Origin of the sequence: Streptomyces viridifaciens, assembly GCF_001888885.2 — a bacterium.
In the GTDB taxonomy this organism is placed as follows: domain Bacteria; phylum Actinomycetota; class Actinomycetes; order Streptomycetales; family Streptomycetaceae; genus Kitasatospora; species Kitasatospora aureofaciens.
In genome coordinates this window covers 4,941,224-4,954,067 of the sequence record NZ_CP090841.1, presented here as the reverse complement: position 1 = coordinate 4,954,067, position 12,844 = coordinate 4,941,224, and the positions used below count along the sequence as shown (strand labels likewise).

The following is a 12,844-nucleotide window of genomic DNA, read 5'->3' as shown; positions in this document are numbered from 1 at the left end:
AACGGCGCCGCCGCGCAAACCGGTGGCGCCGCACCGGCGGCCCTGCTTGGATGCACACCGTGACTTCAGCCGATCATGTTCCCGACACCGTGCTCCTCGACGGCATCGAGCGCTACTACGACGCCGTACCACGCAGCGCCGCCACCGCCGAGGACTTCGGCCCGCTGACCCTGTTCGTCCGCAGGGGCAGCACCGGCTGGCACTACTACGCCCGCCCGACGCCCGGCCACCACGGCCCGGCCGCCACCGCCGGGGACGTCCGCCGGGTGCTGGAGCGGCAGCGGGAGCTGGGCCTGCCGGAGGCCTTCGAGTGGGTCGCCGAGCAGAACCCCGAGTTGCGCGCGGCGGTGGAGGCGGCCGGCCTGACGGTGCACGAGCACCCGCTGCTGGTGCTCGGCCCGCAGGACGAGGCGGCCGCGGCTCCGGCCCTACCGGAGCGGACGGAGGTGCGGGTGCTGGCCGCGGACGCCCCCGAGTTGGCCGACGCGGTCGCCGTCCCGCACGTGGCCTTCGGCAACCCGGGCACCGCCACCGGCGACGCCGGGGCGGCCGAGCTGGCCGCGAGTGCGGCGACGCTGACGGCCGACGGCGGGGTGGCGCGGGTCGCGCAGCGGATCACCGACGGAGTCACCGTGCTGGCCGCCGCGCTGGAGGGCAGCGACGTGCTCTGCGCAGGCCAGCACAACCCGGTGGGCCAGGTCACCGAGGTGGTGGGGGTCGGCACCCTCCCCTCCGCCCGGCGGCGCGGGCTGGGTCTGGCGGTGACCGCGGCCCTGGTGGCGCACGCCCGCGCCAACGGCGTGCGGACGGTGTTCCTTTCCGCCTCGGACGAGGACGTCGCCCGAATCTACCGCCGGGCCGGCTTCCGCCCGTTCGCGACCGCCCTCATCGCGGAGCCCGCCTCCTCCTGAACGGGCCACCGCGGCGTTACGGGGACGGCGCTCAGTCGTCGTCCTCCTCGTCGTCCGCCCCGCTGACGCCCTCCCCCTCCGCCTCGTCGACCACCCAGGCCGCCAGCCGCTCGGCGACCCCGGAGACCCCCAGCCGCCCTTCCCGGATGGCCCGGGAGAGGCTGCGCACCTCGCGCGCGGTGGTGGCGACGGTGCAGCCACTGGCGACGAGGTAGGCGTAGGCGACGGCGGTCGCGAAGAGTTCGTTGGTCTTCTCCAGGGCCGGCACCCGGATCAGCTGGTGCATCAGCGCGGCCGCACGGTCCTGCGGTTCGGGGTAGACGGAGATGTCGAATATCTCGGCCTGGTGGCGGGTGACGGCTGCGAGCAGCGAGCCGTAGTCGGTGACCTGCGGGTCACCGGGCGTGTACTGCTCGGCGGTCATGAGCAGCCACGAGAGGTCGACCTCCAGTTTCAACGGCGCACGTCCTGGAGCTCGCCCGAGTCCCCGAACTCGGCGAGGAAGGCCGTCTCGTACTCCTTCATGAACTGCGCGGCGGCGTCGATGAAGGCCCGTCCCGACTCACCCATGTCCTGCTGGACCAGGCGCTCGATGTACTGGTTCATGCTGATCCCCTGCTGCTCCGCCCGTTCCCGGGCCATCTCCGCGGTCGTGGCGTCCACTCGGACGTTCAGCTGCTTCTTGCCCATGCCGTTCAAGCTAGCGCCGAAGCGCTAGCACAACAAGGGCGCGCGTACACCGCCCGAACACCTCCCGCACGCCCCCGCGCAACCTCGAGCTCACCTGCCCGACGGGTCCCTACCCCCGGGCCGGCTGCCCCGTCCTCCGGCCGTGACCGGACCTACCCTTAACCTGACCGAATCTGACTTGAAGAGTCCTTCCCCATCCGGGACTCTGAGCTCTCCCGAGCGTTCCCCGAGCGGCACCGACCGGTTTTTCTGGAGGCCGGCAATGACAGCCATGTTCGACCAGGAGCTGCGTGAGCAGCTCGCCCAGGCCCGGCGGGACCTCGCGGCGGCCCGGGCCGAAGGGGACGCCGACGGCGTCCAGGCGTACGAGGGCCGGATCGCCTCGCTCCTCAGGCTCGCCGCCCAGCACGGCATCGACCTTCCGCACAGCGCCGACGAAGAGGAGCGCAACATCTGACCCGCGCCCGCCCGACCGCGACCGCCTGATCACGCCCGCCCGACCGCCCGGCCGCGACCGCCCGACCGCGCCCCGCGCAACGCCGAGGAGGCGGCCCCCGTACGCCACGGGGTGCCGCCTCCTCGGCCGTCCGCCACCGGACGGCCCGGGTCACTCCCCGACGGGCTCCAGGATCGCCACGCACTCGAAGTGGTGGGTCATCGGGAACAGGTCGAAGGCCCGCAGCGAGACCGGCCGGTAGCCGCCCTCGCGGAAGAACTTCAGGTCCCGGGCGAGCGCCGCCGGGTCGCAGGCCACGTACGCGATCCGGCGTGCCTCCAGGCCGACCAGGTGCGCGACGGTCTCCCGCCCGGCGCCCGAGCGCGGCGGATCCAGCACGATCAGGTCGGTGGCGGTGATGCCGGTGCGCGGCAGCAGCGTCTCGACCCGGTCGCACTCGATCCGCACGTTGTCCAGCGCGGCCAGGTTGTGCCGGGCGTCGACCACGGCCTGCTTGGCGGACTCGATGCCGAGCACCGCGCCGTCCTCGCCGACCCGGTCCGCCAGCGCGCCGGCGAACAGGCCGACCCCGCAGTACAGGTCGAGCGCGTTCTCGCCCCACTGCGGGTCCAGGCCGTCCAGCACCGCGTCCACCAGGGTGTCCGGCGCCTCCGGGTGGATCTGCCAGAAGCCGCCGTTGCTGACCCTCCAGGTCCGGCCGGCCGCCCGCTCGCGCACGAAACTGCGCCCGTGCACCTTGTGCACGTCGCCCTGGTCGTCGATCCGGGCGATCGACACCGGCTTGTCCAGCTCGACCAGCGGCAGCTGGGCGCCGTCGCGCGGGGTCAGCACCACCTGGCGGTCCGAGGAGCCGGTCGCGGCGATCGCCTCGACGCTGGCCACGCCCGGCCAGTCCCGGGACTCGATGCCCAGTTCGGTGACGCCCTCGGCGGCGATCAGGCAGCGGTCGATCGGCTGCACGTCGTGCGAGCGGTGCTTGCGCAGGCCGACCTTCCCGGTCTGCGCGTCCACCGCGTACTGCACCCGGGTCCGCCAGGCCGGCACCTGCCCGGCCGGCAGCTTGCCGCCGACCGGCTCGACGCTGCCGTCCCAGCCCGCCTCGGCCGGGGTCAGCCCGGCCAGCTTCGCCAGCTGCTCGGTCAGCACCGCCGCCTTGAGCTTGCGCTGCCCGCCCGGTGTCACGTGCTGCCAGTCGCAGCCGCCGCACCTGCCGGGCCCGGAGAACGGGCACGGCGCCTCGATGCGGTCCTTGGCGGGCTCCAGCACCTCCACCGCGTCCGCACGCAGGAACCGCGAGGTGGTGGTGCCCTCGGTCACCAGCGCGATCACCTTCTCGCCGGGCAGCGCGTGCCGGACGAACAGCACCCGCCCCTCGTGCCGGGCCACGCAGTGCCCGCCGCCGTGCGCGACCGGGCCGATCTCGACCTCGTAGCGCTCGCCGACGAGCGGCTCCCCCGAGGGCGCCTCCGGCCGGGACGTCCGCGCGGCCGCGCCGCGCAGCGCCTTCGGCGGCCGCACCGCCTGCTTGCGCGGCGCCTTCCGCGCGGCGCCCGCAGCGCCCTTCCCGTCCCGAGCGTCCCTGGAGTCCCGAGCCGGCTTCTCAGCCCGAGCCGCCTTGTCGCCCCGCCCCGGCTTGTCGCCCCGCACGGACTTCTCCTCCGGGGCCTCCCCCGGCACGACCGGCGCCGTGCGCGCCGTCAGTCCCTCACGGTCCGTGGCCTCCGGCCGGTTCGGCCGGCCCCAGCGCGGCCGGGCCACCTGCCCGGGCTGGGAGCCGCCCCGACGGGCGCCCTTGCCCTTGCCGGAGGCGCCGGACGAGCCCGAGGAGCGGGGCGGAGTGTTGCGCGTCACTGGGAGAAGTCCTTGCTGCGGTCGGTGGCACCGGTGTCGGTCCCAGCGGTACGGACGGAATCCTTCGACTTTACGGCCTTCGGCGCCCGGGGCTCGCCACGGCGGACGGATCCCGGCGCCGACCAGGCCTTCTGCGCCTTGCGCCGCTCCGAGGACTCCAGCTGCCAGGGCACCGAGGTGACCATCACCCCCGGCTTGAACAGCAGCCGCCCCTTGAGCCGCAGCGCGCTCTGGTTGTGCAGCAGGTGCTCGTACCAGTGGCCGACCACGTACTCGGGGATGTACACCGAGACCACGTCGCGCGGGCTGCTGCGCCGCAGGTTCTTCACGTAGTCCAGCACCGGCCCGGTGATCTCGCGGTACGGCGAGTCCAGCACCTTGAGCGGCACCTCGATGCCGCGCTCGTCCCACTCCCGCCGCAGCGCCGCCGTGTCGTCCGGGTCGACGTTGACGGTGACCGCCTCCAGGGTGTGGGCGCGGGCCAGCCTGGCGTACGCGAGGGCGCGCAGCGCCGGCTTGTGCAGCTTGGAGACCAGCACGATGGCGTGCACCCGGGTCGGCAGCGCCACGTCGTCCGGCTCCTCGGCGGCGGTGAGCTCGTCGGAGATCCGGTCGTAGTGGCGGCGGATGCCCTTCATCATCACGAACAGCACGACCATCGCGGCGATCGCGATCCAGGCGTGGCCGATCTTGGTGACCAGGACGACGATCAGCACCGCCATGGTCATCACCAGGCCGAAGCCGTTGATCGCCCGGCTGCGCTGCATGCGGCGCCGCTCGGCCGGGTCGGTCTCGGTGCGCAGCAGCCTGGTCCAGTGCCGGATCATGCCGGACTGGCTCATGTTGAAGGACACGAAGACGCCGACGATGTAGAGCTGGATCAGCCGGTTCGGGTCCGCGTCGAACGAGATGATCAGCAGGATCGCGGCGATCGCCAGCAGGATGATGCCGTTGGAGAAGGCCAGCCGGTCGCCGCGGGTGTGCAGCTGGCGCGGCAGGTAGCGGTCCTGGGCGAGGATCGAGCCGAGCACCGGGAAGCCGTTGAAGGCGGTGTTGGCGGCCAGCACCAGGATCAGGCCGGTGACGGCGGCGACGAAGTAGAAGCCGGGCGTGAAGTTGCTGAAGACGGCCTCGCTGATCTGCGCCAGCGCGGTCTTCTGGTGGTAGCCGGAGCCGGCGCCGACGAGCTGCTCGGCCGGGTTCTCGGCCATCTGCACGCCGGTCAGCCGGGCCAGCCAGATGATGCCCATGAACATCACCACGGCGACGCTCGCCATCATCAGCAGCGTGGTCGCCGCGTTCTTGCTCTTGGGCTTGCGGAAGGCGGGCACGCCGTTGGAGATCGCCTCCACGCCGGTGAGCGCGGCGCAGCCGGAGGAGAAGGACTTCAGCAGCAGGAACACCATCGCGAACCCGGCCAGCGATCCGTTGCCCGGGGTGGCCTCCAGGTGGAAGCCGGAGCTCTCGGCGGGCATGTCCTGGCCGAGCACGAAGTGCCGGAGGAAGCCGTAACCGACCATCCCGATCACGCCGATCATGAAGGCGTAGGTGGGCACGGCGAAGGCACTGCCGGATTCGCGCACCCCGCGCAGGTTCATGCCCATCAGCAGCACGACCACGACGACGGACACGATCGTCTCGTGTCCGCGCAACGCGGGGACGGCGGAGACCACGTTGGCGACGCCCGAGGTGGTGGACACGGCGACGGTCAGCACGTAGTCGACCATCAGGGCCGCGGCGACCACCAGGCCGGCGGCGGGACCGTGGTTGACGGTCGCCACCTCGTAGTCGCCGCCCCCGCTGGGGTAGGCGTGCACGTTCTGGCGGTAGGAGGCGACGACGGCGAGCATCACGATCGCCACGACGACGCCGATCTGCCAGGAGAAGTGGATCGCCGAGGCTCCCGCGACGGAGAGCGTGAGCAGGATCTCCTCGGGGGCGTACGCGACCGAGGAGAGCGCGTCCGAGGCGAAGACGGGCAGCGCGATCCGCTTGGGGAGGAGGGTCTCCCCGAGCTTGTCGCTGCGGAGGGCGCGCCCGATCAGGATGCGTTTCGGAAGGTCAGTCGGCATAGGCACGTTAAGGAATCGTAGGCGCTCGCCGGACATTGCTCCGCCGTTTGTCCCCCCCTTCGTCGCGACTGCGTTCGGTGGACCGGCTAGCGTGTCGGATACGAGTCGGCGGGCAACACTGTGGTTGTCGAGCGGTGTCCAGCCGACACCCCCACGAGAACCCTCGTCCCGGAAAGCCGGGCGGGAAAGGGAGATGAACGGTGTTTGCGCAGGTCAATAGCCCTACGGGACGGGTGAGGTAGCGCCGGTGCACATCGTCATCATGGGCTGCGGCCGCGTGGGCTCGGCCCTCGCGAGAACGCTGGAGAAACAGGGCCACTCGGTGGCCGTGGTCGACCAGGACCCGACCGCGTTCCGTCGGCTGGGTGCCGGGTTCAACGGGCGCCGGGTGACCGGCGTCGGTTTCGACCAGGACACCCTGCGCGAGGCGGGCATCGAGGAGGCCGGCGCCTTCGCCGCCGTCTCCAGCGGTGACAACTCCAACATCATCGCCGCCCGGGTCGCCCGGGAGAACTTCGGCGTGGAGAACGTCGCGGCCCGCATCTACGACCCTCGGCGCGCCGAGGTCTACCAGCGCCTGGGCATCCCGACCGTGGCGACGGTCCGCTGGACCGCCGACCAGATGCTGCGCCGGCTGCTGCCCAGCGGCGCCGAGCCGCTGTGGCAGGACCCGAGCGGCAGCGTGCAGCTGGCCGAGGTCGCCTACCACCCGGGCTGGGTGGGTCAGCGGATCAGCCGCCTGGAGGAGGCCTCCGGCGCCCGGGTGTCGTTCGTCACCCGGCTCGGTGAGGGCGTGCTGCCCTCGCCGCAGATGGTGGTGCAGGAAGGCGACCTGGTGCACGTGATGCTGCGCCGGGCCGACCTGACGGCGGTCGAGGCCGCGTTCGCGCAGGGGCCGAAGGAGGAGGGTCACTGATGCGGGTCGCCATTGCCGGGGCCGGTGCCGTGGGCCGCTCGATCGCGGGCGAGCTGCTGGAGAACGGTCACGAGGTCCTGCTGATAGACAAGAACCCCAACTCCATCTCGGTGGAGCGGGTGCCCATGGCGGAATGGCTGCTGGCCGACGCCTGCGAGATCACCTCGCTGGACGAGGCGGCGCTGCAGCGCTGCCACGTGGTGATCGCCGCGACCGGTGACGACAAGGTCAACCTGGTCGTCTCGCTGCTCGCCAAGACCGAGTACGCGGTGCCGCGGGTGGTCGCCCGGGTGAACAACCCGAAGAACGAGTGGCTCTTCAACGAGTCCTGGGGCGTGGACGTGGCCGTGTCCACCCCGCGCCTGATGTCCGCGCTGGTGGAGGAGGCGGTCAGCGTCGGCGACCTGGTCCGCCTGATGCGCTTCAGCCAGGGCAACGCCAACCTGGTCGAGCTGACCCTGGCCGCCGAGGCCGAGCTGGTCGGCACCCGGGTCGGCGGGGTCACCTGGCCGCAGGACACCGCGCTGGTGACCATCATCCGCGAGGGCCGGGTGCTGGTGCCGGGCAAGGACGACACCCTGGAGGGCGGCGACGAGCTGCTCTTCGTCGCCGCGCAGGAGCGCGAGGAGGAGCTGGAGCAGCTGCTGTCGGCCACCTCCGGCGCCCGGTAGGCGCCCGTCGCCCGCTGCAACGGCCGAGGGCCCGCGTCCCCCCGTCTCGGGGGGTGCGGGCCCTCGGCCGTACCGGCGCCATCGGCCCCGTACCGGCCGTACCGACGGGAGCGGCGGGAGCGGCTACTTGGCCGGCTCCTCCTCGTCGTCCACCGGCGCCTTGATCGGCGGCGGCGCCTTCAGCAGGATCTGCCAGGTGACGTACATCGCCAGCAGCAGCGGCGGGATGCCGAGGGCGACCTTCAGCCAGCCGAGCAGGTTGACGTTGTGGGTGAGGTACAGCGGGAAGAGGATCACAGGCTTGAGGCCCATGATCACCACCCAGGCCCAGGTCGCCTTGGTGTAGGCGGCGAGGCGGCCCGGGTTCTCCTTGCGCCAGGTGAACATCTCACCGGTGATCGGGCCGAGCATCACCCCGATCATCGGCCAGCGGGCCAGGGCGGAGGCCGCCAGGGCGATGCAGTAGCCGACGTTCCAGAGCAGGCCGGGCAGGTAGAAGTCCTCGGCCTTGCCGCTCTTCATCGCGATCCAGGCGCCGAGGGCGACGCCGAACACGCCGCTGAAGGCGTGCTGGATGGTCTCCCGCCGGGCCAGCCGGGCCACCACGAACAGGGCGCTCAGGCCGAGCGCGGCCCAGGCGGCGGCGCTGACCTGGTGGGTCACGTTGTAGGTGACGATGAAGACCAGGCCCGGCAGCGTCATGTCGATCATGCCGCGCACGCCGCCGAAGGCCTGCAGAACGGTGTCGGCAGCCTCCTTGGAGGCTGCCCGGCGGGCGGCCTCGGCGGCGGCCGGGTCCAGGGGAGGGTCCGTGGGTCGGCCGTCCACGGCCGGGGCGGTGCCCTGGATCGTCCGCGCCAGACCGTCCGCGGCCTCCTCGGCGGCGGCTGTCTGCCAGGCGGCCACGTCGGTGGCGTCCAGGTCGGTCCGGGCGGCGGCGTCGCCGCCGGGGTGGTTGCTCACGCTCATTCGCTCCCGTGTCCGACCGGACGCAGTTCGTAGCGGGGGTTGAACAGCACGCGGCGCCCGCGTGCGTGACTGATCCGGCCGCTGGCGACGAGCCGGCGGCCCGGCTCTATGCCGGCGATCGAGCGGCGGCCCAGCCAGACGACCTCCAGCGCCTCGGTGCCGTCGAAGAGCTCGGCCTCCAGGGCCGGCACTCCGGCCCGCGGGCGGAGCGTCACCGTGCGCAGCGTGCCCGCGACGGTGACCAGCTGACGGTCGGAGCAGCCGGCGATCGGCGTGCAGCCCGACTCGGCGGCGCTCTCCTGGCGCAGGTCCTCAGCGTCCAACTCCTCGGCCGAGGAGGTCAGGCGGCTGAGCATGCGGCGGAACCGCCCCTGCGGCTGGCCGCTGCTGTTGTCACCACTCATGTCGGCAGGGTACCGGTTTCCGGGCCCCCGGCGGCAGGCGTCGCAGCCGCCGGGGGCGGCCCCGGTCAGCTCTCGAAGCGGTAGCCCATGCCCGGTTCGGTGATGAAGTGACGCGGGTGCGAGGGGTCGCGTTCCAGCTTTCGGCGCAGCTGGGCGAGGTAGACCCGCAGGTAGTTGGTCTCGGTGCGGTACGCCGGGCCCCACACCTCCTGGAGCAGCTGGGTCTGGCTGACCAGTCGTCCGGCGTTGCGGACGAGCACCTCCAGCAGGTGCCATTCGGTGGGCGTGAGGCGTACGTCGGTGCCGTCCCGGTTGACCTTCTTGGCGGCGAGGTCGACGGTGAAGCTCTCGGTGACGACCAGCGAGTCGTCCTCCCCGGCCACCGGCTCGGCCCGGCGCACGGCGGCCCGCATCCGGGCGAGCAGCTCGTCCATCCCGAAGGGCTTGGTGACGTAGTCGTCGGCGCCGGCGTCCAGTGCATCGACCTTCTCGTCGGACGCGTGCCGGGCGGACAGCACGATGATCGGCACCCGGGTCCAGCCGCGCAGGCCGCGGATCACCTCGACGCCGTCCATGTCGGGCAGGCCCAGGTCGAGCACGACGACGTCCGGATGACGGGCGGCGGCGAGTTCCAGGGCGCTCGCGCCGTCATGGGCCGCGTCGACCTCGTACTTGCGGGCCTTGAGGTTGATCACCAGTGCGCGGACGATCTGCGGTTCGTCGTCCACCACGAGGACCCGGGTCATTTACGGGCTCCGCCTTTCGGGCTGTCGGTTCTTACGGACTGTGCGTCGGCTCTCGGTGCGACGGGTGCCGCCGGCTCCCCGGGACCGGTCGGGTCCCGGGTGGTCGGCCGGTCCCGCGTGATCAGCCGGTCTCACGTGATCAGCTGTGAGAGCGGGTCGTGGCCCTCACCGGTCCGCCCGGGCCGTTCGTCCGGCTCGGGCGGCTCGGGCGGCTCGAGCGCGGGCGGCCGCTCGACCGCGGGCAGGCTGACGACCATGGTGAGGCCGCCGCCGGGGGTGTCCTCTGCGGTGACGGTGCCGTCCATCGCCTCGACGAACCCGCGCGCCACCGCGAGCCCGAGGCCCACCCCGGCGCCGCGCGGCGCGTCCCCGTAGCGCTGGAACGGCGCGAAGATCCGCTCCTTGGCGTCCTCGGGCACGCCCGGGCCGCGGTCCACGATCCGCAGTTCGACCCGGCCGGGCCGGCCCGGCTGCTCCAGGGCGTCGGCCTTGACCAGCACCCTGACACCGTCCGGGCTGTACTTGACGGCGTTCTCGACCAGGTTGGCCAGCGAGCGCTCCAGCAGCCCGGCGTCGGCCCGGATCATCGGCAGAGTCTCCGGGACCTCCAGCCGGACGGCCTCCGGCGGCACGCCGCCGAGCGCGTAGGGCACCACCTCGTCCAGGTCGGTCTCCTGGATCAGCGGGGTGACGGTGCCGGTCTGCAGCCGGCTCATGTCGAGCAGGTTGTTGATCAGGTGGTCGAGCCGGTCGGCGCCGGCCTCGATCCCGGCCAGGAGTTCGGCCTCGTCCTCCGGGTCCCACTCGACGTCGGCCGAGCGCAGCGAACTCACCGAGGCCTTGATCCCCGCCAGCGGAGTGCGCAGGTCGTGCGAGACGGCGGCCAGCAGGGCAGTCCGGATCCGGTTGCCCTCGGCCTCCCGGCGGGCCACGACGGCCTCCCGGGCCAGCCGGCGGCGCTCCAGCACTACGGCGGCCTGGGCCGCGAACGCCCCCAGCAGCCGCCGGTCCGCGCCGGGCAGCACGCGGCCGCGCAGCACCAGTGCCAGGCTCTCGCCGACCGGCACGTCCACATCGGCTTCCTCGGGCCGCTCCGGCGGGCGCGGCCCTGCGGTGGCCACCGGCGACCAGCCGCCGGTCGGCTCGGGGCGCTCCAGCAGGGCCGCGCTCTCCTGTCCGAAGGTCTCCCGGACCTGCTCCATCAGCGCGGTCAGCACCCCGTCCCCGTTCGGCGCACCGCGCAGCACCGTGCCGGCCAGCGCGCTGAGCGTCTGTGCCTCGGTCTGGGCCCGGGCCGCCTGGTGGGTGCGCCGGGCCGCCAGGTCCACCACGGAGGCGACCGAGCAGCCGACGACGGTGAATATCGCCACCGCCATGATGTTCTCCGGCTCGTTGATGGAGAACGTGTGCAGCGGCGGGGTGAAGTAGAAGTTCAGCACCGAGGAGCCGACCAGCGCCGAGCCGATGGACGGCAGCAGCCCGCCGACCAGCGCCGCGAGCACCGTCAGCGACAGGAACAGCAGCATGTCGGTGGACAGGCCCAGCCCGCCGATCGCGGTCAGCACGATCGCCAGCAGCGGCGGGCCGGCCAGCCCGATCAGCCAGCCCGCGACGGTCCGCGTCCGGCCCAGGTCGGTGATCCGGCGCACGGGTATCTTGCCGCGGCGCCCGTGCCCGGCGTGCTCGTGGGTGACCATGTGGACGTCGATGTCGCCGGCCTTCTGCGTGACCACGGTGCCCACGCCCGGCCCGTACAGGTACTGCCAGCGGGGCCGGCGGCTGGTGCCCAGCACGATCTGGGTGGCGTTCACCCCCCGGGCGAAGTCCAGCAGCCCGCCGGCCGGGTCGTCGCCCAGGACGTTGTGGAAGGAGCCGCCGAGGCTCTCCACCAGCGCGCGCTGCTCGATCAGCGTCTGCGGCGAGCCGGAGCCCGCGAGCCCGTCCGAGCGGGAAATGTGCACGGCCAACAGCTCCCCGCCGGACACCCGGGCCGCGATCCGGGCCGCCCGGCGGATCAGCGTCGCCCCCTCGGGGCCGCCGGTAAGGCCGACCACGATCCGCTCCCGGGCCTGCCAGGTGCCCTCGATCCCCTGCTCCGCACGGTACTTCTGCAGGTACTCGTCCACCCGGTCCGCGGTCCACAGCAGCGCCAGCTCGCGCAGCGCGGTCAGGTTGCCCGGGCGGAAGTAGTTGGCGAGCGCGGCGTCGATCTTCTCCGGCGTGTACACGTTGCCGTGCGCCAGCCGCCGCCGCAGCGCCTGCGGGGACATGTCCACCAGCTCGATCTGGTCCGCCCGGCGGACCACCTCGTCCGGGACGGTCTCCCGCTGGCGCACCCCGGTGATGCCCTCGACGGCGTCGCCGAGTGACTCCAGGTGCTGGACGTTCACGGTGGAGATCACGTCGATCCCGGCCGCGAGCAGTTCCTCGACGTCCTGCCAGCGCTTCTCGTTGCGGCAGCCGGGCACATTGGTGTGGGCCAGCTCGTCCACCAGCGCCACCTCGGGGCGGCGGGCCAGGACGGCGTCCAGATCCATCTCGGAGAACCGCGCGCCCCGGTGCACCACCTGCTGCCGGAGCACGACCTCCAGCCCGGCCACCAGGTCCGCGGTCCGCCGCCGGCCGTGGTCCTCGACGAACGCCACCACGACGTCCGTCCCACGCTCCTGCCGCCGGTGCGCCTCGGCGAGCATGGCGTACGTCTTGCCGACCCCGGGGGCCGCCCCGAGGTAGATGCGCAGCCTGCCTCGTCCCATGAGCACCATTCTTGATCCGGCCCCGCCCGGGAGCCATCCCGGACACCTGTTCCCCCCGACCTCGAGACTACGGCGTGACCAGCGAAATTCCGCTGATCAGTGCGGTGATCACGCGGTTTTAGCGGCATATTGACGGAGGAGCAGCCACTCGGCGGGGGTCACCGCAAGCGACCGGCCGGCTTCTCTCCGAATTGCGGGTGAACGCGAAGAACCCCCATCCGGAATCCGGATGGGGGTTCTTCTGAATGATTGTTCGGCGGCGTCCTACTCTCCCACAGGGTCCCCCCTGCAGTACCATCGGCGCTGTGAGGCTTAGCTTCCGGGTTCGGAATGTAACCGGGCGTTTCCCTCACGCTATGACCACCGAAACACTATGAAACTGTCAACCGCACCAACCCACG

The 12,844-nt window shown here is 72.5% G+C and carries 12 protein-coding genes and 1 rRNA gene; 4 read left to right on the top strand and 9 right to left on the bottom strand.

Annotated features, from left to right (window positions below; genetic code table 11):
- Window positions 1-59: 59 nt before the first annotated feature.
- Entirely contained in the window at window positions 60-911 is an 852-nt protein-coding gene (locus BOQ63_RS29275) for a GNAT family N-acetyltransferase (protein ID WP_223886068.1), read from the top strand.
- A 31-nt stretch (window positions 912-942) separates the two neighbouring features.
- On the opposite strand, the gene BOQ63_RS29270 is transcribed toward BOQ63_RS29275, so the two are convergent.
- Window positions 943-1,368, bottom strand: coding sequence for a hypothetical protein (locus BOQ63_RS29270; protein ID WP_030291066.1), 426 nt, complete (start codon window positions 1,366-1,368; stop codon window positions 943-945).
- Window positions 1,365-1,601, bottom strand: coding sequence for a toxin-antitoxin system HicB family antitoxin (locus tag BOQ63_RS29265; RefSeq protein WP_030291064.1), 237 nt, complete (start codon window positions 1,599-1,601; stop codon window positions 1,365-1,367). Before BOQ63_RS29265 ends, BOQ63_RS29270 begins: the two co-directional genes overlap by 4 nt.
- Before the next feature lie 262 nt (window positions 1,602-1,863).
- Between BOQ63_RS29265 and BOQ63_RS29260 the strand changes: the two genes are divergently transcribed.
- Window positions 1,864-2,058, top strand: coding sequence for a hypothetical protein (locus tag BOQ63_RS29260; protein ID WP_030291057.1), 195 nt, complete (start codon window positions 1,864-1,866; stop codon window positions 2,056-2,058).
- Window positions 2,059-2,208: 150 nt separating this feature from the next.
- Here the strand turns inward: BOQ63_RS29260 and BOQ63_RS29255 are convergent, their stop codons facing one another.
- Window positions 2,209-3,558, bottom strand: coding sequence for a class I SAM-dependent RNA methyltransferase (locus BOQ63_RS29255; RefSeq protein ID WP_033351446.1), 1,350 nt, complete (start codon window positions 3,556-3,558; stop codon window positions 2,209-2,211).
- 347 nt (window positions 3,559-3,905) lie between these two features.
- Entirely contained in the window at window positions 3,906-5,981 is a 2,076-nt protein-coding gene (locus BOQ63_RS29250; protein ID WP_030291053.1) for an APC family permease, read from the bottom strand.
- A 247-nt stretch (window positions 5,982-6,228) separates the two neighbouring features.
- Between BOQ63_RS29250 and BOQ63_RS29245 the strand changes: the two genes are divergently transcribed.
- Window positions 6,229-6,897, top strand: a complete 669-nt coding sequence (locus BOQ63_RS29245; RefSeq protein WP_030291052.1) for a potassium channel family protein — start codon at window positions 6,229-6,231, stop codon at window positions 6,895-6,897.
- Complete coding sequence (locus BOQ63_RS29240; RefSeq protein ID WP_030291051.1) at window positions 6,897-7,568, top strand: potassium channel family protein; 672 nt, start codon at window positions 6,897-6,899, stop codon at window positions 7,566-7,568. Before BOQ63_RS29245 ends, BOQ63_RS29240 begins: the two co-directional genes overlap by 1 nt.
- Before the next feature lie 123 nt (window positions 7,569-7,691).
- Here BOQ63_RS29240 and BOQ63_RS29235 read toward each other — a convergent pair whose 3' ends face one another.
- From BOQ63_RS29235 to rrf, 5 genes are all read right to left on the bottom strand, one after another.
- Entirely contained in the window at window positions 7,692-8,537 is an 846-nt protein-coding gene (locus BOQ63_RS29235; RefSeq protein ID WP_318277988.1) for a DUF3159 domain-containing protein, read from the bottom strand.
- The gene (locus tag BOQ63_RS29230; RefSeq protein WP_030291048.1) at window positions 8,534-8,941 is read right to left on the bottom strand and encodes an OB-fold nucleic acid binding domain-containing protein; all 408 of its coding nucleotides are present in this window, start codon (window positions 8,939-8,941) and stop codon (window positions 8,534-8,536) included. The genes BOQ63_RS29235 and BOQ63_RS29230 overlap by 4 nt, the downstream gene beginning before the upstream one ends.
- A 65-nt stretch (window positions 8,942-9,006) precedes the next feature.
- Window positions 9,007-9,687, bottom strand: a complete 681-nt coding sequence (locus BOQ63_RS29225; RefSeq protein ID WP_030291046.1) for a response regulator — start codon at window positions 9,685-9,687, stop codon at window positions 9,007-9,009.
- A gap of 131 nt (window positions 9,688-9,818) precedes the next feature.
- The gene (locus BOQ63_RS29220) at window positions 9,819-12,443 is read right to left on the bottom strand and encodes an ATP-binding protein (RefSeq protein ID WP_078656768.1); all 2,625 of its coding nucleotides are present in this window, start codon (window positions 12,441-12,443) and stop codon (window positions 9,819-9,821) included.
- Window positions 12,444-12,694: 251 nt separating this feature from the next.
- Window positions 12,695-12,811, bottom strand: a 5S ribosomal RNA gene (rrf, locus tag BOQ63_RS29215).
- Between the last annotated feature and the right edge of the window lie 33 nt (window positions 12,812-12,844).

Bases quoted from the DNA above. Each gene is read 5' to 3' on its own strand.
- BOQ63_RS29235 (WP_318277988.1), bottom strand. From the start codon at position 8,537: ATGAGCGTGAGCAACCACCCCGGCGGCGACGCCGCCGCCCGGACCGAC.
- BOQ63_RS29230 (WP_030291048.1), bottom strand. From the start codon at position 8,941: ATGAGTGGTGACAACAGCAGCGGCCAGCCGCAGGGGCGGTTCCGCCGC.
- BOQ63_RS29265 (WP_030291064.1), bottom strand. From the start codon at position 1,601: ATGGGCAAGAAGCAGCTGAACGTCCGAGTGGACGCCACGACCGCGGAG.
- BOQ63_RS29220 (WP_078656768.1), bottom strand. From the start codon at position 12,443: ATGGGACGAGGCAGGCTGCGCATCTACCTCGGGGCGGCCCCCGGGGTC.
- BOQ63_RS29250 (WP_030291053.1), bottom strand. From the start codon at position 5,981: ATGCCGACTGACCTTCCGAAACGCATCCTGATCGGGCGCGCCCTCCGC.
- BOQ63_RS29260 (WP_030291057.1), top strand. From the start codon at position 1,864: ATGACAGCCATGTTCGACCAGGAGCTGCGTGAGCAGCTCGCCCAGGCC.
- BOQ63_RS29240 (WP_030291051.1), top strand. From the start codon at position 6,897: ATGCGGGTCGCCATTGCCGGGGCCGGTGCCGTGGGCCGCTCGATCGCG.
- BOQ63_RS29225 (WP_030291046.1), bottom strand. From the start codon at position 9,687: ATGACCCGGGTCCTCGTGGTGGACGACGAACCGCAGATCGTCCGCGCA.